The sequence below is a fragment of the Streptomyces sp. NPDC048484 genome, from assembly GCF_040651415.1.
Lineage (GTDB): Bacteria > Actinomycetota > Actinomycetes > Streptomycetales > Streptomycetaceae > Streptomyces.
Map to the genome: position 1 here is coordinate 28,788 of NZ_JBEZJY010000007.1, position 20,214 is coordinate 49,001.

21 protein-coding genes and 1 tRNA gene are annotated in these 20,214 nt (G+C 68.9%); 14 read left to right on the forward strand and 8 right to left on the reverse strand.

Going from position 1 to position 20,214, the window contains the following annotated elements; translation table 11 throughout:
- Nucleotides 1–97: 97 nt before the first annotated feature.
- Nucleotides 98–964, forward strand: a complete 867-nt coding sequence (locus AB0D14_RS08905; protein ID WP_362776257.1) for an AraC family transcriptional regulator — start codon at nucleotides 98–100, stop codon at nucleotides 962–964.
- A 35-nt stretch (nucleotides 965–999) separates the two neighbouring features.
- Here the strand turns inward: AB0D14_RS08905 and AB0D14_RS08910 are convergent, their stop codons facing one another.
- Both AB0D14_RS08910 and dcd read right to left on the reverse strand, forming a co-directional pair.
- Complete coding sequence (locus tag AB0D14_RS08910) at nucleotides 1,000–1,497, reverse strand: phosphoribosyltransferase (RefSeq protein WP_362776592.1); 498 nt, start codon at nucleotides 1,495–1,497, stop codon at nucleotides 1,000–1,002.
- A 44-nt stretch (nucleotides 1,498–1,541) separates the two neighbouring features.
- Nucleotides 1,542–2,117: a dCTP deaminase gene (gene dcd, locus AB0D14_RS08915; protein ID WP_362776259.1), complete on the reverse strand. Its 576-nt coding sequence runs from the start codon at nucleotides 2,115–2,117 to the stop codon at nucleotides 1,542–1,544.
- Nucleotides 2,118–2,729: 612 nt separating this feature from the next.
- Here dcd and AB0D14_RS08920 point away from each other — a divergent pair.
- The 3 genes from AB0D14_RS08920 (at nucleotide 2,730) to AB0D14_RS08930 (ending at nucleotide 6,462) form a co-directional block, all read left to right on the forward strand.
- Nucleotides 2,730–2,803, forward strand: a tRNA-Gly gene (locus AB0D14_RS08920).
- Between the two features lie 372 nt (nucleotides 2,804–3,175).
- Nucleotides 3,176–5,911, forward strand: a complete 2,736-nt coding sequence (locus AB0D14_RS08925) for a hypothetical protein (RefSeq protein ID WP_362776261.1) — start codon at nucleotides 3,176–3,178, stop codon at nucleotides 5,909–5,911.
- Between the two features lie 104 nt (nucleotides 5,912–6,015).
- On the forward strand, nucleotides 6,016–6,462 hold the full coding sequence (locus tag AB0D14_RS08930) for a hypothetical protein (protein WP_362776263.1): 447 nt from the start codon (nucleotides 6,016–6,018) through the stop codon (nucleotides 6,460–6,462).
- 223 nt (nucleotides 6,463–6,685) lie between these two features.
- On the opposite strand, the gene AB0D14_RS08935 is transcribed toward AB0D14_RS08930, so the two are convergent.
- Together AB0D14_RS08935 and AB0D14_RS08940 are read right to left on the reverse strand one after the other, a co-directional pair.
- Nucleotides 6,686–7,096: a PIN domain-containing protein gene (locus AB0D14_RS08935; RefSeq protein ID WP_362776264.1), complete on the reverse strand. Its 411-nt coding sequence runs from the start codon at nucleotides 7,094–7,096 to the stop codon at nucleotides 6,686–6,688.
- Nucleotides 7,093–7,314 carry a type II toxin-antitoxin system VapB family antitoxin gene (locus tag AB0D14_RS08940; RefSeq protein ID WP_362776265.1) on the reverse strand — a complete coding sequence of 74 codons (222 nt, stop codon included), beginning with the start codon at nucleotides 7,312–7,314 and terminating at the stop codon, nucleotides 7,093–7,095. Before AB0D14_RS08940 ends, AB0D14_RS08935 begins: the two co-directional genes overlap by 4 nt.
- A gap of 773 nt (nucleotides 7,315–8,087) precedes the next feature.
- Between AB0D14_RS08940 and AB0D14_RS08945 the strand changes: the two genes are divergently transcribed.
- The 6 genes from AB0D14_RS08945 (at nucleotide 8,088) to AB0D14_RS08970 (ending at nucleotide 14,068) form a co-directional block, all read left to right on the forward strand.
- On the forward strand, nucleotides 8,088–8,672 hold the full coding sequence (locus AB0D14_RS08945) for a SigE family RNA polymerase sigma factor (protein WP_362776267.1): 585 nt from the start codon (nucleotides 8,088–8,090) through the stop codon (nucleotides 8,670–8,672).
- Nucleotides 8,673–8,677: 5 nt separating this feature from the next.
- Complete coding sequence (locus AB0D14_RS08950) at nucleotides 8,678–9,475, forward strand: hypothetical protein (protein WP_362776268.1); 798 nt, start codon at nucleotides 8,678–8,680, stop codon at nucleotides 9,473–9,475.
- Between the two features lie 114 nt (nucleotides 9,476–9,589).
- Complete coding sequence (locus AB0D14_RS08955; protein ID WP_362776270.1) at nucleotides 9,590–10,531, forward strand: hypothetical protein; 942 nt, start codon at nucleotides 9,590–9,592, stop codon at nucleotides 10,529–10,531.
- Nucleotides 10,528–12,075, forward strand: coding sequence for a peptidoglycan-binding domain-containing protein (locus tag AB0D14_RS08960; protein ID WP_362776272.1), 1,548 nt, complete (start codon nucleotides 10,528–10,530; stop codon nucleotides 12,073–12,075). Before AB0D14_RS08955 ends, AB0D14_RS08960 begins: the two co-directional genes overlap by 4 nt.
- Before the next feature lie 80 nt (nucleotides 12,076–12,155).
- Entirely contained in the window at nucleotides 12,156–12,818 is a 663-nt protein-coding gene (locus AB0D14_RS08965; protein WP_362776595.1) for an ABC transporter ATP-binding protein, read from the forward strand.
- Nucleotides 12,815–14,068: an ABC transporter permease gene (locus AB0D14_RS08970; protein WP_362776273.1), complete on the forward strand. Its 1,254-nt coding sequence runs from the start codon at nucleotides 12,815–12,817 to the stop codon at nucleotides 14,066–14,068. The genes AB0D14_RS08965 and AB0D14_RS08970 overlap by 4 nt, the downstream gene beginning before the upstream one ends.
- A 293-nt stretch (nucleotides 14,069–14,361) precedes the next feature.
- Here the strand turns inward: AB0D14_RS08970 and AB0D14_RS08975 are convergent, their stop codons facing one another.
- Nucleotides 14,362–14,760, reverse strand: coding sequence for a PIN domain-containing protein (locus AB0D14_RS08975; RefSeq protein WP_362776274.1), 399 nt, complete (start codon nucleotides 14,758–14,760; stop codon nucleotides 14,362–14,364).
- Between the two features lie 117 nt (nucleotides 14,761–14,877).
- Nucleotides 14,878–15,492, reverse strand: coding sequence for a TetR/AcrR family transcriptional regulator (locus tag AB0D14_RS08980; protein ID WP_362776276.1), 615 nt, complete (start codon nucleotides 15,490–15,492; stop codon nucleotides 14,878–14,880).
- A 104-nt stretch (nucleotides 15,493–15,596) separates the two neighbouring features.
- On the opposite strand from AB0D14_RS08980, the gene AB0D14_RS08985 reads away from it, so the two are divergent.
- Nucleotides 15,597–16,994 carry an MFS transporter gene (locus AB0D14_RS08985; protein ID WP_362776278.1) on the forward strand — a complete coding sequence of 466 codons (1,398 nt, stop codon included), beginning with the start codon at nucleotides 15,597–15,599 and terminating at the stop codon, nucleotides 16,992–16,994.
- Between the two features lie 98 nt (nucleotides 16,995–17,092).
- A complete protein-coding gene (locus AB0D14_RS08990; protein ID WP_362776279.1) occupies nucleotides 17,093–17,263 on the forward strand; it encodes a hypothetical protein in 171 nt (56 codons plus the stop codon).
- Nucleotides 17,264–17,512: 249 nt separating this feature from the next.
- Here AB0D14_RS08990 and AB0D14_RS08995 read toward each other — a convergent pair whose 3' ends face one another.
- Both AB0D14_RS08995 and AB0D14_RS09000 read right to left on the reverse strand, forming a co-directional pair.
- The gene (locus AB0D14_RS08995) at nucleotides 17,513–18,160 is read right to left on the reverse strand and encodes a DUF305 domain-containing protein (protein ID WP_362776281.1); all 648 of its coding nucleotides are present in this window, start codon (nucleotides 18,158–18,160) and stop codon (nucleotides 17,513–17,515) included.
- Between the two features lie 87 nt (nucleotides 18,161–18,247).
- Entirely contained in the window at nucleotides 18,248–18,667 is a 420-nt protein-coding gene (locus AB0D14_RS09000; protein ID WP_362776283.1) for a DUF6153 family protein, read from the reverse strand.
- Between the two features lie 215 nt (nucleotides 18,668–18,882).
- Here AB0D14_RS09000 and AB0D14_RS09005 point away from each other — a divergent pair, with 215 nt between their 5' ends.
- Together AB0D14_RS09005 and AB0D14_RS09010 are read left to right on the forward strand one after the other, a co-directional pair.
- Complete coding sequence (locus AB0D14_RS09005) at nucleotides 18,883–19,251, forward strand: BlaI/MecI/CopY family transcriptional regulator (protein WP_362776285.1); 369 nt, start codon at nucleotides 18,883–18,885, stop codon at nucleotides 19,249–19,251.
- Nucleotides 19,248–20,159 (forward strand): M56 family metallopeptidase, encoded by a 912-nt coding sequence (locus AB0D14_RS09010; RefSeq protein WP_362776287.1) that lies wholly within the window; start codon nucleotides 19,248–19,250, stop codon nucleotides 20,157–20,159. The genes AB0D14_RS09005 and AB0D14_RS09010 overlap by 4 nt, the downstream gene beginning before the upstream one ends.
- The last annotated feature ends 55 nt before the right edge of the window (nucleotides 20,160–20,214 follow it).

Genomic DNA, 20,214 nt, shown 5'->3' on the forward strand with positions numbered 1-20,214 from the left:
CCCGCCCCGACATGACCCGACCCGACCGGGCACGGAATGTCGGGTCCGGCAAGCCACGAACTTCCTAACGTGGAAGACGCAAAGGAAGGGGACCGAGTTGCTGGAGCGACTGAACGAGGCTCTTGAGCACATCGAGTCGCGTCTCGATCAGCGGATCGAGGTGCCCGAGCTGGCACGGATCGCGGTGACGTCGGAGTACCACTTCCGACGACTGTTCTCCGCGCTGGCGGGGCTCCCGCTGTCCGAGTACATCCGGCGCAGACGCCTCACCGTCGCGGGCGCCGAGGTGCTCGCCGGAGAGCGGACGCTGCTGGAGATCGCGGTGCGGTACGGCTACGGCTCGGGGGAGGCGTTCGCGCGAGCGTTCCGTGCCATGCACGGCGTGGGCCCGGGCGAGGCCCGCCGGAGCGGAAGCTCTCTGACCTCCCAGCCTCGGCTGTCCTTCCGTCTCGTCGTAGAAGGGAACAGCAGCATGCGATACCGGATCGTGGAGAAGGAACAGTTCCGTGTGATCGGCAAGAAGATCCGGGTCCCGCTCGTCCACGAGGGGATGAACCCGGCGATCGCGCAGTTCATCCGGGGCATCGACAAGGAGACGATGCGGCGTGTCGGGGCCCTGTCCGACCAGGCCCCGGAGGGAATCGTCGGGGTGAGCGACAACATCGACCCGAGCCGGGCGGAGGGCACCGAACTGGACTACTACCACGGCGTGGTGACCGGGGCCGCACCCCCGCAGGACCTGGACGCACTCACCGTCCCGGCAGGAACATGGGCCGTCTTCGAGAACTCCGGCCCGTTCCCGCAGGCACTCCAACACCTGTGGCGGGACGTGTACACGCAGTGGTTCCCGTCGAACCCGTACCAGAGCAGGCCGGGCCCCGAGATCCTGCGCACCCGCCTCACCCCGGACGCCGCACAGGCGGAAGCGGAGCTGTGGATACCGGTGGAACGGCGGGCGGCCTGAGAGGCGGGGCAACGGGCAACGCCCCCCGGTCGCACCTAGGCGTCGAGCACCTGCCCGTCCCGCTTCACGACGGGCTGTTCGACGCTCCACGGGAAGTTGATCCACTCATCGGTGCGCTTCCACACGTACTCGCACTTCACGAGTGACTGCGGCTTCTCGAAGATGACGGCGGAGCGGACCTCGGCGACGGCGTCGACGCAGAAGTCGTACACGAGCTTCAACGTCTTGCCGGTGTCGGCCACGTCGTCCGTGATCAGCACCTTCTTGTCGGAGAAGTCGATGGTGTTGGGGACGGGCGCCAGCATGACCGGCATGGCGAGAGTGGTCCCGACGCCGGTATAGAACTCGACGTTCACCAGGTGGATGTTCTTGCAGTCGAGGGCGTAGGCGAGCCCGCCGGCCACGAAGACGCCCCCGCGGGCGATGCTGAGCACGATGTCGGGCTCGTACCCGTCGTCGGCGATGGTCTGGGCGAGCTCGCGGACGGCGGTGCCGAACCCCTCATAGGTGAGGTTCTCCCGTACGTCGCTCATCTCGCGTACGCCGCTCATGTCGTCGCCACTCGCGTCGCCGCCGCTCACACCTGGGTCCGGTGGAAGTTGAGGAAGGACCGCGAGGCGGTCGGCCCGCGCTGCCCCTGATAGCGGGACCCGTACCGGTCGCTGCCGTACGGGAACTCGGCCGGCGAACTGAGCTGGAACATGCACAACTGCCCGATCTTCATCCCCGGCCAGAGCTTGATGGGGAGGGTCGCGAGGTTGGACAGCTCAAGGGTCACGTGCCCGGAGAACCCGGGGTCGATGAACCCGGCGGTGGAGTGGGTGACGAGCCCGAGCCGCCCGAGCGAGCTCTTGCCCTCAAGCCGGGACGCGAGATCGTCGGGAAGCGAGACGACCTCGTACGTACTGGCGAGGACGAACTCCCCGGGGTGCAGGATGAACGGCTCGTCACCCTCGGGCTCGACGAGCCGCGTCAGATCGGCCTGCTCGACGGACGGGTCGATATGCGGGTACCGGTGGTTCTCGAACACCCGGAAGTAGCGGTCGAGCCGCACGTCGACGCTCGAGGGCTGCACCATGGATTCGTCGTAGGGATCGATCCGCACACGCCCGGCGTCGATCTCGGCCCGGATGTCCTTGTCAGAGAGAAGCACGCCCCGAGGATACGCAGAGCCCGCGGGCCCGCCACAATCCGGTCATCGTGGCGGGCCCGCGGGAACGTGGACACTCTTACTGCCAGCTGGCTGCCAGCTGGATTGCTACTGGCCGACTGCTTCGTGATCGGTGCCGGTGATACGGGTGGAGATGGTACGGCGCGTCCCGGTTACGGTCAGCGCTTCTCGAACCCCACCGGTACGACGTTGCGGAGCCGGGCGCAACGGGGGCAACGGATCAGCCGGCCAGGGCCGAGCCGCTCGGCCTGCTGCATCGGAAGCGATGCGGTGCTGAACACGTGCCCTTCGGCACAACGGACGACGGTGTTGCGTTCCATCAAGTCCTCAGAGTCCCTTCCCCATGAGCCGCGTCTAACCTGAAGAGGAAGCCACATTACGGGATGAAAGGGACGGGCCTCCAAGCGGCACTCCGCTCCCGCCGGACCCCTCTCCAGCTCCTACACCGTACGCCCCAACTCCCGCACCTCGCAGCCCCGCCCACCCCCCGTAACAACCGCAGGCCCCACGGCTTCAGCGCCGGAGGCCTGGCATGAGGTATGGTGAATCCGCGTTTCCGACACCGGCTCGAACGGCACATATCCGGCGTCTCACGCGGGTGTAGTTTAGTGGTAGAACATCAGCTTCCCAAGCTGAGAGTGCGAGTTCGATTCTCGTCACCCGCTCCATGCAAACCCCCAGGTCATTGACCCGGGGGTTTCTTGTTGTCCAGACCGATGGGCGAGAGGCACCGCACCAGAAGTCCTTCGCGCATTCGGCGGGGCCGTCTGATGCCCAGGAGGGCCGGACCTCGCAAGCAGTCGCGTCCCTGAGTGTCGTGCCTGACCGTTTAGGCAAGGCATGTCCGGCGTCAAAAGCTGCAGAGTGGAAACGGGTACGGGAGATCGGCGACTGCATGAGCCTGGCGCCGCGCTCCGCGGACTGCCGTCCCCACCGGGGAAATAGGCCACCACTGAGTCACTCACTTACCGGTACCGTGCTCAGCGCCCACGGATGCCGTGACATCTGCGGATCTCCCCCTCGTACCCCGGAGTGTTGCAGTGGAGCAGTACGCGTCGGCCTCGGACTTCGCGCGTATCGTGCAAGCGGGCGGAGATGTGGTGATGCACGGTGAGAGCGCGCCGTACGAGCTCAGGATGTGGCCGTCGTCCTCGCAGGCGTTGTCGGCCGAGGAGGCGCGCGCTCAGCCCAGCCGGTTGCTCCGAGCCAGGCAGGAGATCGTCGATTTCGTCGGCCGGGAGACCGAATTGGACACCCTGCGCTCTTGGCGGGACAACTGTCGAGGACGCCCGCACGCCGCGTTGCGGCTCATTCATGGGCCAGGGGGACAGGGCAAGACGCGGCTGGCCGCTCAGGCCGCCCAGATATGGCAGCAGGAAGGGTGGAGCGTCTTTCACGCGGTGCCGCGGCCTTACTCCTCGACTGGTACTGGTCCCGCACCGGAGATCGCGCCGGTTGGAACCACCTCAGGGACGCTGATCGTGGTCGACTACGCCCAAGAGTGGGACACCGATGATCTGATCCGGCTCATCCACGACATGCCCTCCCCCGAAGCAGCACCGGTGTTGATATTGCTGCTGGCGCGGTCAGCGGGTACGTGGTGGCAGATGCTCGAATCTCGTGTCATCAGAAATTTCGACATGGTGCCGGAAGCGCTCCGGCTCGAACCTCTCGTCAGTCGGCCGTCGGACCGAGCGCCCCTCTTCTCCAAGGCCGTCCGTCATTTCGCCGCCGCTCTCGAGGCCCCCGCCGCGCTCCTCCCTCGCCCCCCTTCCGGCCTCCAGGACCACAGCGCCTACGACCAAGCGCTGACGTTGCACATGTCCGCCCTCGCCAACATCCTCGCGGCCGTGCAGGACAGCACCGCACCCGACGACCCCGACAAGCTCTCGGCCTACCTCCTGGCACGCGAGCGCGACCATTGGGCGCGTCTACACGAACGTGGCCTGCTCAAGGCCGACCCGAACGCGATGTCCCAGGTCATGTACATCGCGGCGCTGACGGGGCCGTTGTCGTACGCGGACGGGACAGCAGCTCTCCAGGCCGCCCCCGTCGAGTTGTGGGAGCATCCGGGAAGGCTCATCAAGGGCCACGCGGTGTGCTACGCACCGAGCCGAGCGGACTCCGTACTCGAACCCCTCTACCCGGACCGGCTCAACGAGGACTTCCTGGCGCTGATGACCCCAGGGCACGACTGCGCGTTCCCGGCGGACCCGTGGAGCGCTCAGGCACTCGGTCTTCTCCTGAAACCAGGCGGCACCCCCTGGACACGTACCGCACTCACCACACTGGCCGAGACGGCCAAGCGATGGCCCCATGTCGCACGCGAACACCTCCTCCCCCTGTTACGCGAACACCCCGAGATCTGCCTGGAGGCGGGGAGCGCCGCGATCATCGCCCTCACCGAACTGCACAACCTCGACGACGTGCTGGTACTCGACTTGTACGAGCTTCTCGTGGAGCGCCGTCCCGTCGACCTCAATGCCGGCTACGTCGCCCTCCTCACCTGGCTGTCGAACAGGGCGTACCTCTTCCGTGACGATCAACGGGCGCTCGTGAACGCCGCGTTGAGCGCAGCACTCGGTGAGAACGGCAGCTATGCGGAAGCCGTCGACTATGGTGCGGCGGCCGTCGCTCTTCTCCGACGGCTCATGGCAGACGGTGCGGAGGACTGCCGCACCCATCTCGCCGGCGCTCTGTCCAATCTCTCCGAATACCTCTCCTTGACCAGGGCGAATCAGGCTGCTCTGGATGTCGCACGGGAGGCGGTATCCCACTATCGGAGCCTCGCTCGCCATGCTCCTGGCGAGTTCGAACTCCGGCTGGCCGTCGCACTCAGCAACGTCGGAAACTGTCTGGCCGTACACCTGGACAGGGCGTCGGAAGCACTGGCTCCCGCCGACGAAGCAGTCCGCATCCTGAGGGACCTCGACGAGACCGACCCGAACACTTATACCGGGGCACTCGCCACGGCGCTGGCGACCCTCAGCCGAGCAGCCGCCGCCTGGGGCAGCGATGCTCTCGCTCTCGATGCTGCGGAGGAGTCCCTCAACCTCCGCAGACGCTTGGCCGAGGCCCAGGGAACCGTTTACTCTCCGGTACTCTCCAATGCCCTTGACACCTTCGGCAGGGCCCTGTGGAGAACAGGCCGGACGGACGAGGCACTTGCATCCCTGGAGGAATCCGCCGCGATCGAAAGGAAACTCGCCAGGATCGTGCCCGACCGCTTTGAACCCATGCTGAAAGGCCAACTCCACTACCTCTTCGCGCGCTACCGGGAGTTGGGGCATCGGAAGAAGTTGGTACCCATCGCCGAGGAACTGGTCGCGCTGGACCAACGCCGGGTCGACAGAGGCAGTCATGAATACCGGCCCGCTCTGGCTATTGCAACGTACAACCTCGCAGTCGCACGGGGCGGAGCCGACCAATGGGACGAGGCATGCTCGGCGGCAGACCTTGCGGCCGACCTTATCCGTCCCCGGGCCACACTCGGTGTCGTGCCCTTGGAGGTCGCACTCGTCCGTTTCCTCTGCGGAGCCGCCCTGATACGCGTGGAAGGACGGAGGAATCCGGGTGGGGTGCCGGACAAGATCAACGAAGCGCTCGCGATCTATTCAAGACTCCCCGTCACCCTTCCGGCGAACCTGCGGCGCGAATGCCTCGACGCTTTCGAGGTGCTGGAGGAATCGTTGGAGGCCGCAGGAGACCGTCTCTCGGCACTCGAACTGAGGAGACGGCGCATGCGCCGCACTCCGAATGATCAGGTCAACTTGTAGGTATGACGGCGAATATGAGGGGAGAAGCCATAGGATTTTCCCTGAGCGCACGGGTGTTCAGCCATGTGCCTGCCGCAGGGGGAACGTCGCGACCGGGGGAGCGAATGGATCCGCAGTTGGTGCAGTTCACGCAGACCGCCGGCACGACCGTGGTCGCACTGATGGCCACAGAGGCGTGGAGCGCGACGCGCGACCGGGTTGTCGCGCTGTGGCGGCGTTTCCGGCCGGCCGACGCCAAGGACGTCGAGGCCGCTCTCCACGAGACGCGGGAGCAGGTCGTCCTCGCCAGTGAGGGTGAAGGCCGGGCAGAGGACAGGTTGGCCGACGAGTGGCAAGGACGGGTGATGCTTCTCCTGGCGACCGACCCCGCCGCGGCACCAGCCCTGGAGCGGGTTCTGCGCGAAGCTCGCGAGCTCCTTCCTCCCGGTGAGCAGTCGTCCATAGGCTCGGTGCGCATCTCGGCCCACGCGACCGGAAACTCCCACGTCTACCAGGCAGGACGCGACCTGCACATCACCGAGCGGAGAGTCGGCCGCCATACGGGCCCGTGACGTCCGTGTCCGGGCAGCCAGGGTGTTCCGTGCCCAAGGCGACCAGCGCATAGAGGAACATCACTCACACTGTCCGGCCGAGCCCGCGAACGAGTGGCTGGGGCCGGTACCGCACTCCGTTCCGAGTGTCGCCGACGGCCGAGCTGGGTCACATCGCACGGGAACGCTCGGCCACCTATTCGGAAACTTCCCCGTCTACAACCTGTAGGGCGGCGCAGTCACCTCAGGCGATGTCGTGGACGTTGTGCTCGCTCAGGTCGGATGCATGACGGGCGATAGCGCGGTAGTCGGCATCGTCATGGAGGACAGCCAGCCCGTGATGGGCCGCGGTGGCGGCGATGACGAGGTCCACCGCCGAGGCACTGCGATGCTCCCCTGCCTGGGCCATACGGTGTTGCACCGCACTGATCCAGCGCCCTGCGTTCTTCGGCACCGCCGCGTCGGGATAGAGATCGGTGAACATCTCCGTGATCTCGTCGTACTCGCGTCCGTTCCGGGCGCTGTGAAGAAACTCGGCGCGCTGCACGTAGCAGGATGCGATAGCCCCGGCATCGATCGCGTCGTACCAGGCCGATTGCAGCTTTGGATCGCGGAGCATCCGGACCAGGCCGGACGTGTCGAGCAAGTAGATCACCGGCTGTGCTTCTCCGCCCGATGCAGGAGCTCGGCGTCCTCGACGGCACCCCACTCACGCGCACGCTCGAAGTGACGGCTTATGCGCGCCGCACGCTCCTGCTGCTCGGCGTAGAAGTGCAGAGCGAGATTGACTGCTTCTTTCTTGGTCCTGACCTTGGACAGGGCCATGGCGCGTTCCAGGGCGTCGTCGTCGATGTCGATCTGGGTCACAGACATACCGCACCTCCCACCGATGTTGGTGATGTACATAGAAGAATACGTCACCAACATTCGTGGGTCCACGTCTGGGCGTCGGCTCCGGTGTGCGCAGTCGCGACGGACGCTCCAGATCAGCCCGAGAGACGATGCAGTCCGCTCGGCGGAAGCGTCATACGCACCTACGGCCCGGCTGCTGGTGGCGTCCGTGCCCACAGCGTGCCCATAAGAGCAGACAACCACGGTCAACAGCGGTGCGATCCGACCGGACAGCCCTCCACCAGAAAGGGTGTCCTCACAGGTCAGCCCCATAGAGCCCATCCAAGCGCCATGGCTTCCCAAGCTGAGAGTGCGAGTTCGATTCTCGTCACCCGCTCCATGCAAACCCCCAGGTCATTGACCCGGGGGTTTCTTGTTGTCTAGACCTATGGGCGGAGCGCGCACCACATCCGGAGTCCGGCGAGGTAGGTCTCGGGCGTTTTGTCGTAGCGGGTCACGATGTCTCGCCAATCCTTCATCCGATTCACCGACCAGGGAACACCCTCAACCCGCCGCAGTCGGGTAAGGGTTCGGGGCGGAGCCTGGGTGCTGCCGGGCGCTGCGGGGAGATCGCGGTCCGGCACCCGCCTCCTGGGAGGCGGGTGCCGGAGTTCCGTACGCCAAGTCGCGCACCCTGCTCGGGGGTTCGGAAAGTTTTTTCGGATCGATGACAACCTAACGGTCGGCCTGGTCCGTTCAGTAGGCATGAAGCACTTCTCACCGTGTGCCGTCGCGGTGCCGGGCGGAGGCGGTCTGTGAGCCGGCTGCCGGACGTCCGCGACGACGCCGGGGGCGTCGAGGACGGCCTCGGTTTCGACGAGTTCGCCCGTAGCCGCCAGGCTCAGCTGCGCCGTACGGCGTACCTGCTGTGCGGCGACTGGCACTTGGCCGAGGACCTCACGCAGACGGCCCTGGCCAAGCTGTACGCGGTGTGGCGCCGGGTACGCAGGCATGAGGCTCCGGACGCGTACGCCCGCAAGGTGCTGTTTCGGACCTTCGTGGACGAGACCCGGCGGCGGCGCTGGTGGGAGCGGCCGGGCGCGTACGACTTCGACATCGTCGCCCCGGCGACGGACCCGGCGCTGCGGGTGACGCTGCTGGACGCCTTGCGCAAGGTGCCGGCGCGCAGCCGTGCGGTGCTGGTCCTGCGGTTCTGGGAGGACCAGAGCGTGGAGGCGACCGCGGCGGCGCTGGGCTGCAGTGTCGGCACGGTGAAGAGCCAGACCTCCCGGGGGCTGGCAACGCTGCGCCGCGTTCTGGGGGACACGGCGCTCGCGGTGCCGTCCGGGGGCGGCACGGGCAGGGATTCGGAAACCGGCTATCTGACGGCGGAGTGGTGAGCGGTATGGCTGGAGGCGTGGGCGGGGCCGGTGGTGAGCACGAGCTCGCCCTGGTCGAAGCTCTGGGCGAGTTGCGGGCGGGTGCGGAGCCGCCGATGCCGGATCTGGTGCCGGCCGCGGTCACGCGGGGCAGGCGGATCCGCCGTCGGCGCCGGATCGGTACGGCGCTCGGCGCCGTGGCGACGGTGGCGGCCGTGGCGTTCGGCGGGGTGACGCTGCTCGCGCCGACGCCATCGCAGGGGCGCTCCCTGCCGGCCGCGGAGCGGACGGTCTGGTATCCGTCGCTGGCGCTGCTGCGCTCGGTCGTTCCGGCGCGCCTCGGCACGGTCCAGGCGTCGAGGTCCGACAAGGCTGACGGGGTTGACGGGTCGCAGCGGTACTTCCATCTGCTCGACCCCGCGGGCGGCGTGAGTGACCTGTACGTGTCGGTCGCGCGGACCACCGCCGGCCTGTCTCCGCGCCCGTCGAAGGACCTGGCGTGCTGGGGAGGTGGCGGGCGCGTGCTCACGACCCCCTGGGGCGGTGAGCTGACGAAGTGCAGCGTCGTTGAGACCAAGCTGGGAGATCGCCTGCTGGAGTACTTCGTGCTGGCGCGGACGCTGCCCGCGCCCAGGACGGCCGGGGACGATGCGTATGCGCGGGGTGTGGCGTATGTGACCGCGGGCGGGTGGACGGTGCAGGTGGTCCTGAGCCGGTCCGAGACGGGTGAAGGCGAGGACGGCTCGGCTCCGGATCCTTATGAGCTGTACCGGCTGGCCACGGATACCCGGCTCTTCGACGCGGTGAAGGAGACCGACAGCTGAGCCCATGAGCCGGGCCGCCGAACGGCACCGGCACCGGCAGACAACGACTGACGACGACTCACGACTCACGACTGACGACCAATGACACAACCTGAACAGAGAGGTGGCATGGGCATGCCAAAATATACTCTGCGTAACTCGCTGATCGCAGCACTGGCGGTCAGCATGCTCCCGGCCCTGGCCGCCTGCGGCGGTTCCAGTGACGACGGCAAGGACGGCGGCTCCGCGGCGGGCAGCAGCACGAAGACGGTCAACGGGGCCACACAGCTCAACGTCCCGGAGGGCACGGACGCCGAAACCAAGAAGCTCTACATCATGGAGAACGGGATCGCGGCCTGCATGAAGAAGCAGGGCTTCGCCTACACACCGCACGTCGGGTCGGGCGCGACCGACAGCGCGGCCGGCAGCGGGGACGGGCAGGACTACGCGGCGGAGAAGAAGGAGCGGCAGAAGTACGGGTTCGGCACCTACGCCGCCACCGTCTACCCCGACGACACCAACGCCCCCGGCAGCAACGCGGGGGGAAAGATCGAGGGCAAGGTCGTCACTCCTCCCGACGACGACCAGAAGGGGATGACCCCCGCCCAGTTGACGGCCTACGAGGTCGCGCTGAACGGCCCGCCGGCCAAGACCAAGGCGGAGGAGAAGGACGGCGGATGCTATCTGGTGGGACACACCAAGGCGTACGGACCTCCGCTCAGCGCCGCTGCCGAGAAGAAGGCGCAGAACGCCAGGAACGAAGAGAACCGTACGAACGGGCTCGCGCTCAACGGTGACGCCCAACTGATCCAGCTCGCCCAGAAGTTCGCGTCCTGCCTGAAGGCGCAGGGCATCCCGGTCAGCACCACCCAGCCGACCGGCATGGCGGACATGGTGCGGCTCGACCTCGCCAACCAGTTGCCGGAGGACCACAGGAGCCTGACCAAGGCGGAGGCGCTGCCGCTGCTCACCAAGGACATCGACGTCTCCCTGAAGGACCTGGAGTGCGGCAAGAAGTTCCGGGCCGCGTACTTCCCGAAGGAGAAGGCCCACCCGTACTGGGGAGACGGCCAGTGAGCCGTCTCTCGAGCCGCAAACAGCTGGGCGCCCTGGTCGGCGCGGTGTTCCTGGTCGGCGCCGGCGGCTGGTTCGCCGGTACGCAGGTGCACTCCCCGGCCGACGCAGCCGCCGCGCACCAGGCACCGAAGGCCGGCCCGGTGACCGTGAAGGTGCAGCGGCAGGCCCTCACCGCGACCGTGGTGTCGACGGGTTCCGTCGAGTTCGCCTCGCCGCGGCCGCTCTCGCTGGCCGGTTCCGTGGGTACCGGTACGGCCGCGGCCGCGGCTGCGGCCGGCGAGGGTGCCGAGCAGCGGGTCACCAAGCCACCGGTCGCCGGTACGAAGGTGAAGGAAGGCGACGTGCTGATGACGGTCAACGGCCGTCCGGTGCTCGCGCTGAGCGGGCCCGTGCCGATGTACCGCCCGCTGGGTCCCGGTGCCACCGGCGACGATGTGAAGCAGCTCCAGAAGGCGCTGCGGCGGCTCGGCTTCGATCCCGGGGCGGTCAGCGGCACCTTCGGCCAGGGCACCGCTGCGTCGGTGACCAACTGGTACCAGAGCAAGGGGCACCAGGCGCAGCAGCCGAGCCCGGACGATCAGCAGCAGCTGGGCGAGTTGCAGCAGTCGGTGTCCTCCGCGCAGCAGGCGCTCCTCACCGTGAACGACGACACCGCCACCGGATCCGAGTCAGGGGCGGGGACGGGGACGGGCGCCAAGGACACGGAAACCGGCGCTGAGACCGGCACTGAGACGGGAACGCAGAGCAGCTCGGCCACGGCGGGCGGGGAGTCCAGTACCGACAAGGAGGTACGGAGGCTGCAGCGCGAGTCCGCGCAGAAGTCGCTGAACATGGCGAACGCCGCCCTCAGCACCTTCCAGGCCTCCTACGGAACGAAGGTCCCGGCCGGCGAGGTCGTCTTCTTCCCGGAGCTGCCCGTACGGCTGGACAAGGTGTCCGTCAAGGCGGGGGACGCCGCCTCCGGCCAGATCGGCACCGTGACCAGCTCCGGGCTGACGGTGCAGGCGGTCGTCCCCGGTACGGACGCCCGGCTGCTGAAGAAGGGCATGGCCGCCGAGCTGACCACGAACGACGGCAAGAAGGTCGCGGGCACGGTGAACGCGATCGGCGCCGATGCCGTGCCTCCGACGACGTCGGGAGGTGGCGAGGGGTCCGAGGGGTCCGAGGGGGAAACCTCGGAAGGCACCGGCACGGGCACGGGCGACACCGCGGCCACCGATACCTCCGGTGCGGCGGCCGGCGGGGGCACCTCGGCCCCGGTCCAGATGCGGATCTCCATCCCCGAACCCGGCCCGCTGGCCGGTGAGGCCCGGGCGTCGGTGAAGGTGACCATCAAGATCGGCGCCTCGGACGGCAAGGTGCTGACCGTGCCGCTGGCCGCGGTCCACACCGCGTCCGACGGACAGGCCCGAGTACAGGTCCAGCGCGCCGGCGGCGTGAGCGACGTCCACGTCACCGTCGGGCTCTCCGCCGCAGGCGTGGTCGAGGTCGAGCCGGACGGCGGCAAGCTGAAACGGGGCGACCAAGTGGTGGTGGGCGAGTGATCCCCGGATCCGCCGCTGCCGCCCCCGTCACCCTGTTCACCGAAGGCGGCGACCCGGACGCCGTCATCGAACTCACCGACGTGCAGCGGACCTTCGACTCCGAGCCGCCGGTGCACGCCCTGCGCGCGGTGAGCCTGACGGTACGACGCGGGGAGCACCTCTCCATCGTCGGACCGTCCGGCTCAGGGAAGTCCACGCTGCTCAACACCCTCGGGCTGCTGGACCGGCCCACGTCCGGCTCGTACCGGCTGGACGGAGTGGAGACCACCGGGCTCGGCGACCGCGAGCGCACCGCGCTGCGCGGCAGCCGGATCGGTTTCGTGTTTCAGGCCTTCCACCTCCTCCCGTACCGGACCGTGGACGAGAACGTCATGCTTGCCGAGACCTACCGCAGACCGCGCCCCGGACGGGGGCGCGGCAGCCGCCTCGGCCGGGCCCGGGAGGCGCTGGAGCGGGTCGGACTCGGACACCGGTCGGGATTCAGACCCGACCGGCTGTCCGGCGGCGAGCGCCAGCGCGTCGCCATCGCGCGGGCGTTGCTCAGCGATCCCGCTCTGCTGCTGTGCGACGAGCCGACCGGCAACCTGGACAGCGAGAACACTCTCTCCGTACTGGAACTCTTCGACGATCTGTGCGCCCAGGGCATGACTCTGGTGCTGATCACCCACGACGAGGCGGTCAGCCGCCGGGCGGGCCGGCGGGTCCGTATCACCGACGGCCGCCTCACCCTGGAGACCGGGTGAAACGCGCGGCGGCGGCAACCGCGACCCGTGTCGAACGCCCCTGGATGGATCCCCGGGATCTGTGGACGGAAGCCCTCGCGGGCGTGCTGGCCCGCCCGGTGCGGTCCGCGCTGACCACGCTCGGCACGGTGCTCGGCATCACCACGCTCGTCATCACCATCGGGGTGGCGTCCACCGCGGGCGACCAGATCGTCGGCCGGTTCGACGCGCTCACCGCGACCTCGGTGACCGTGAAGGTCCCTGCCATGGCGCCCGACGCGGAGGACACCGGGCCGCTGGTGGAGTGGTCGGGGACCGACGCGGTGCGGCGGCTGGCCGGAGTGGACTCGGTCGCCGCCGTCGGGGAGTCCGCCACGGCCAACAGCATCCAGGTGCGGTCCAACGACGTGATCGCGCCCGGCGACACCTCCGCCCAGACGCTGGCCGTGGTCGCCGCCTCGGCCGATCTACCGGCCGCCGTACGCGGTGAGATGACCGCGGGGCGGTTCTACGACGCCGGCAACATCGCCCGGCACGACCAGGTGGCGGTGCTCGGTGACCAGGCCGCGAAGCTGCTCGGCATCCGGCGGGTGGAGGACTCCCCGGCGGTCTTCTTCCAGGGCCAGTCGTACACCGTCGTCGGCATCCTCGGCGGTATCAAGCGCGAGCAGCAACTGTCCGCCGCTGTGCTGCTCCCGCCCACCACGGCCGCGGACCGGGTCGGTCTGCGCACGGTCAGCCGGTTCCTGGTCAACACCGCGCTCGGCGCGGCCAGGCAGGTGGCCCGCCAGGCCCCGATCGCGCTGGCGCCCGGTCACGAGGACGCGCTCACCGTCGTGGCTCCGCCCGACCTGTCGAAGGCCCGCGACGGTGTCCAGAGTGATGTCAACGGTCTCTTCCTCGTCCTCGGCCTGGTCTCGCTGGTCGTGGGCGCGATCGGCATCGCCAACGTGACCCTGGTGACGGTGATGGAACGGGTCGGTGAGATCGGCCTGCGCCGTGCCCTGGGCGCCTCCCGCCGTCAGGTGGCCCAGCAGTTCCTGCTGGAGTCGACGACCATCGGTCTGCTCGGCGGCATCGTCGGCGCGGCCCTGGGCATCGCGGTCGTGGTGAGCGTCGCCGCGGTCAAACAGTGGACGCCGGTCCTCGACCTCCGCCTTGCTCTGGGCGCCCCGCTCGCCGGGGCCCTCGTGGGCCTGCTGGCCGGCCTCTATCCGTCCCTGCGTGCGGCTCGGATGGAACCGGTCGACGCGTTGCGGGCGCCGTCGTAGGCGGCACCAGGGGGTGTTGGAGAAGAGTCCTGTGCGGTGCCCGCGGTGTTCGGTGCGTGTCCTGGGAGCCCCGGCAGGAGGCTGGGGGAGTGGCGGACGAAGGCTCTCGTACTGGACCGTACTTGGGTCTTCGGCCGGTGCGGCCCGGTGCGGCAGGGGTGCGTGCCGGGCGCCGTGGGTGCGGCGCACGTACTGGCACGGCGTCGGCGACCGGACGATCAAGGTCGGCACGTAGACACACCACTTCATGGCGACCGCCCACAGCGAGCGCCGGCTCCGCAAGGCGCCTCGGCTCAGGCCTTCTCCGCGCTCAGGCGCGGATATTCGGCAGTGAGCAGCCCGATGTCTTCCACGTCCGAAGTCAGGATCGTCACCCGGCCGGGATGCTGCAGGGCGGTCGCGCACAACATGGCGTCGATGGCGTACTTGTGGCCGTGCAGCCCCGCTGCACGCAGCAGAGCGGCAGCACATTGCGCAACGGTTTGGGTCACCGGCTCGGCATTCAGGCGGGACAGGGTCCACTTCAGTGCGGCGTCGTTGATCTTCGGGTGGATCACCTCGACCAGGACGGCGGCTGAGGTGATCACTGGCAGGTCCGCGTCGCGAGCCGCCGTCAGCCACTCATGGATGTCCCGATCAGGCTGTACGGCCTTTGCCAGGCCCTCACTGTCCAGGACCAGGGCACCGCTCACGCGACCGCCCCAGCGTTCGAAGCACCTCCGACCAGCCGGGCGCGCTTGGCCGCGGCCGTCAGCCTCCGGCGGCTGACGCCTCCTCCCGTGCCGAGCTCTTCGCGAGGGCCGTCGGCGTCACGCTCCACCACCGGTCTCGGGTACCGGTTGGCCGGGGGGTGTGAAGGCGGCGAGCACCGTGGCGGTGATGTGGTCGGCGGCGCGGTCGGAGGTGAGACGGCCGGCGCGGATCTCCTCCGCAGCGCTGTGCATGACCGTGTGCAGGACATTGACCAGCCACGCGATCGGCAGGTCCGTACGGAAGGCGCCCTCGGCGCGGCCTCGGGCGACCAGTGTCTCGACCCGGGCGGCGGGCCCACTGTGCAGCTCATGGATGCGTCCCGCGGAGAGTTCCTTCTGAGCGGCGACGAGCAACGACCGTGCCTGGTCCACCAGATACCAGCCGGCCGCCACGTAACGCGCCAGGGCGAGCAGCGGATCACCGGTCAGATCGACCGCGTCCAACGCCTCGTCGCCCCGGTCGATGGCTCGGCTCATCGCCGCATCGACAACCTCCGCCCGGGAGGTGAAGTGCGCGTACAGCGTCACCCTGCCCACGCCCGCGGCGCGCGCGATCTCGCTCAGGCTCGCCTCCGGGTTCCGTCCAAGGCATTCGGCCGCCGCCTGCTCGATCGCCTCGATGCTCCGCAGGGCGTCGGCGCGCTTGGTGTTGGTGGTGCTCTTACTGCCCATGCGCTCATAGTACCCAGATAAAGCGAACATGTCTGTTTGGGTTACACCCCCGATACCTATAACGTGAACACACCTGTACGGCTTCAAGGCGAGAGGTGAGCTTCATGAGCGACACGGAAACCACCACCACACACGCACCGGATGCACCCCATCCGCTGCGCTGGCCGGTGCTGGGCCTGCTGGGGCTGGCCCAGCTGATGCTGATCCTCGACATCACCGTGGTGGCGATCGCGCTCCCCCACATGGGTGCCGAACTGGACCTGGGCCGCGCCGCACTGACCTGGGTGGTCAGCGGCTACGCCCTCACCTTCGGGAGCCTGATGCTGCTCGGCGGCCGGGCCGCGGACCTGTTCGGCGCCAAGCGGGTCGTCCTGGCCGGGCTCGCCGTGTTCACCGCCGCGTCCCTGGCCGCCGGACTCGCCACCGGCGCCCCGCTGCTGCTCGCCGCCCGTATCGCCCAGGGGGCGGGCGCCGCGATGCTGTCGCCCGCCGCGCTGTCCGTGGTGGTGCGGCTGTTCGACGGCGACGAGCGTAACCGCGCGCTGGGCATCTGGTCGGCGCTCGGCGGCGGGGGCGCCGCCCTCGGTGTACTGCTGGGCGGGCTGATCACGGCAGGTCCGGGCTGGTCCTGGGTCTTCTTCGTCAACGTCCCCGTCGGCCTGATCGTCCTCGTCTCGCTCGCCCGGATACTGCCCAGGCTGCCCCGCGTGGCCACCGGCTCCCTCGACGTGCCCGGCGCCGCCCTGGTCGCCGTGGCGACCGGCGTCCTCATCTACGCCCTGATCCGTGCCGGGGACCATGGCTGGCTCGACGCCGTCACCGTTGTCCTGGTCGCCACCTCGGCAGCCTCTTACACCGCCTTCGCCGCCTGGCAACGCCGGGCAGCGGCACCGTTGATGGACCTTCGCCTGCTCGGCCGACGCCCGGTGGTGGCGGGCACCTTCGTGATCGCCGTCACCACGGCGCTGATGGTGGGCGCCTTCTTCCTCGGCTCCTTCTACCTCCAGAACCACCAGGGCCACGGTGCCCTGATGACCGGCGTGTTGTTCCTGCCGGTGGCGCTGCTGACCACGGCCGCCGCTATGACCGCCGGCCGAGTGATCGGCCGTCTGGGAGCCCGGCTGCTGGCTGCGGTCGCCCTGACTGTCGCAGCCGCCGGATTCCTCGTACCGGTGCTCTGGACCGGAACCACCGCGATGGTCACCGGCGTGAGCATCGCCTCGGCGGGACTGGGCGCCTTGTTCGTCGTCGCCTCGGCCACCGCGCTGAGCAGGGTCGCCCCCCACGAGGCCGGCGTGGCCTCCGGAATCGTCAGCACCTTCCACGAGTTCGGCGCTTCGGTCGGCGCCGCGGCCGTCTCCAGCGCCGCAGCCACGAGCATCGCCGCCCGCACCAGCACCCGAGCCGCCTCCGGCTTCGACGACGCGTTCCTCGCAGCAACAGGCGTGGCCGCGCTTTCCGCCGTCATCGCCCTGTGGCTGATCCCGTCCAAGAACGAGTAAGCCGAAGCCGATGGAACCCGACGGCCTTCCAAACAGGTGCGGGCCGCACCAGCACCAGCACCTGCGAAGCCGCCGAGTGCCGCCCGTGCTCCCTGCTGATGCCCAGGACGTGGCTGCGCGGCAGGAGCATGGCCGGGACGTCGAACAGCTCGGTGGACCAGCGCGGTTTGACCGGCACCAGGAAGGACCGCAGCGCGGAGTCGATGACCTTCGCCGGCCACCAGGCGCGCTCCACCACGGCAGCCACCTCAGCCGGCATCCCGGTGTGAAGAGCAACTGCCTCCACGATCAGCTCGCGAGCGAGTCCGCCGGCCACCGTAGCCTCTTGCGTTGGAGCGATGGGAGCACTGCGTGAACAAGCCATGTGCGCCTGAGTACGCCACCCCGTGAGACCAATCACAGGGACGGGAAAGGTACTTCACCAACTGCGAACAGTCGGTACGGCACCTCGCGGCGAACACGAAAGCGGTGGGGCGCCGGGGTGAGTCCCCGGCGCCCCACCGTTTCATGGCGCTGTGTCAGCTCTTGCCGAGCATCTTGTTCATCTGCTTGATCTCAGCGGTCTGGGCCGTGATGACGTCGTCCGCGAGCTTCGTCGCGGGGCCGTACTTGCCGTCGGCCTTCACCGTCTTGGCACTGTCGACGGCGCCCTCGTGGTGCTGGACCATCATGTCGAGGAACATCGTGTCGAACTCGGTGCCGGACGCCTTCCCCAGCTTGTCCATGTCCCCGCTGCTCATCATGCCGGGCATGCTGGGCATGCCGGACGACATGTCGTGACCCTCCATGCCGGACATGTCAGCGGGGACCTCCTCGCCCCACGAGGTGAGCCAGCCGGACATCGTCTTGATCTCCGGGTCCTGCGCACCCTTGATCTTCGTAGCCAGGTCCTTGACCTCCTGCGACGAAGCACGGTCGGCGGCCATTTCGGCCATCTCGACGGCCTGGCGGTGGTGCTGGATCATCCCCGTGGCGAAGGAGACGTCCGCGTCGTTGTGGGCACCGGCTTCCGCCGAGGCGGACGCGGACGCCGACGGGCTGGAGTCGGAGTCCATGGACCCCATGTCGTGACCGCCGTCGCTGCCGCAGGCGGCGAGCACGAGAGCGGCCACGCCGGTGGTGGCGGCGAGGGCGGTACGGCGGATGAGCTTGCGGTGTGCGGTCATGGTGGAACTCCCGGGGTCGAATCTGCGAAGGGCATACCGATACGCGGCGCCGCGCCGTCACGGGCGTACAGCGTCACGCGGGCTGCTCTAGATCCGCAGGAGCTGGAGTTCGGAGAGTGAAGGCGGCGCCCGGCCGCCGTCGGGACCGCTGCCCCTCGGGGATGTGCGCACGAGCGGCATCCCGACCCGGGCCACCACATCGGGCAGCAGCACGGGCATCACACCGGGTGCCCCGAGCACCGACGTGGAGGCACAGGTCGGATCCGCGTGCTTCGCGTGACCCTGGCAGTCGCCGCCGTGATCGCAGCCGGCGGGCTCGGACACCACGGCACCCGGGTCCATACCCCCCGACGTCACCGTCCGGTCGTGCCCGTCGGCAGCCGCGGCCTCCGGCACCGGTCCGAGACCGTGCATACCGAGCAGGCCCAGCAGCAGAGCGCCCACGAGCAGCCCACAGGACCGCAACACCGATTGCGGTCGAAGGGCGAGCTGTACGAGGCGCGTCACGGCGCCATCGTAGGCACAGGACATTCATCCCCTGCATCCCGGACGTACGCGAGGCGGGCTCGGACATACGCGAGGCGGGCTACGAGATCGACTGAGCGGGTGTGCACGTCGCCCGCCACCGAGGAAGTCCGAGCAGATCAGCCGTCTACTATGGCCCTGCGTATTCGCTTGCGTATTCGGTGGCGTATTCGGTGGCGAAAAAGGGAGTCAGGGTCATGCGGCGGCTGGGGGAACTCGAGGCGGAGATCATGGATCGCCTCTGGACGTGGGGCCGTCCGGCCACGGTGCGTGAGGTCGTCGACGACATAAACAAGACCCGCCCCGTCGCGTACACGACGGTGATGACCGTCACCAACATCCTGTACACCAAGGGTTGGCTGCTGCGTGGCAAACAGGGCCGCGCCTGGCTGTACACGCCGGTCCGCAGCCGTGAGGCGTACGCCGCCGCGCTCATGGAGGACGGCCTGGGAGCGAGCAAGGACCGTCCGGCCGCGCTGGTCCATTTCGTCGAGAACATGTCCGAGGAAGAGGTGGCCGCCCTGCGCAAGGCCCTGCGGAACGCCGGACGGCAGGCGAAGGCGTGAACGCGGCCCCTGTCCTGGCCTGCTACACGGTCGCGGTGGGTTTCGTCGCTCCGCAGCTGATGCTCCGCAGCAGCTGGCCGTACCGGGCTCCGGCCCTGGCGGTGGCGGTGTGGCACGCACTTGCGGTCTCGTTCTCGATCGGGGCGGCACTCTTCGCGTACCACCTCGCCATGCCGACCGAGCACCTGCACGCCGGCCTGGTTGGCCTGCTGCACTCCTGCGGGCTCGATGTCGGTGCGGGCAGGACCGACATCCGCAGGGCCGACCGGCTGGCTGTCGGCGTGCCCGCCGCCATCTGGACCGCCCTGGCGGCCGGCTTCGTCTTCCACGTCGTGCGGGCCCGGCGGGCGCGCACGCAGCACCGGGAGGCCCTCGACCTGGTGGGCCACCACTCGGCACGCCTGTGCGCCACCGTCCTGCCGTACGACATCCCCGCCGCGTACTGCCTGCCCGGCCGTCGCCCCCGGATCGTGATCAGCGACGCAGCCGTGCGCGAGCTCACACCGGAACAGCTCGGCGCCGTACTGGAGCATGAGCAGGCGCACATCGCGGGCCGCCACCACCTGGTCCTGGCCACTGTGGAAGCCTTCCACTCCGTGTTCCGCCGACTCCCGCTGGCCCGCCACGCCCGGGAGCAGACGGCACTGCTGCTGGAGATGGTCGCGGACGACCGTGCTCGGCGCCGTCACTCCGACGAGGTGCTGGCCACCGCGATGTTCGAGATGGCCGCGGCCCGCGCTCCCAAGGGCGCGTTCGCCGCGGGCGGCCACACCGTCCTCATCCGCGTGAAGCGGGTTCTCGGTCCGCGCAAGGCGCCCCACCCGGCCCTGTGGGGTTGCGTCGCCGCCGTGGCCGTGGCGGTTCCGTTGTTGCCGCTGCTGGTCGCCTGCCCGCCCGCGCTCGGCTGACCGGATTCGCGTGAGGCACCTGCGACTCGGACTCGCTTGCGATACAAACTACTAA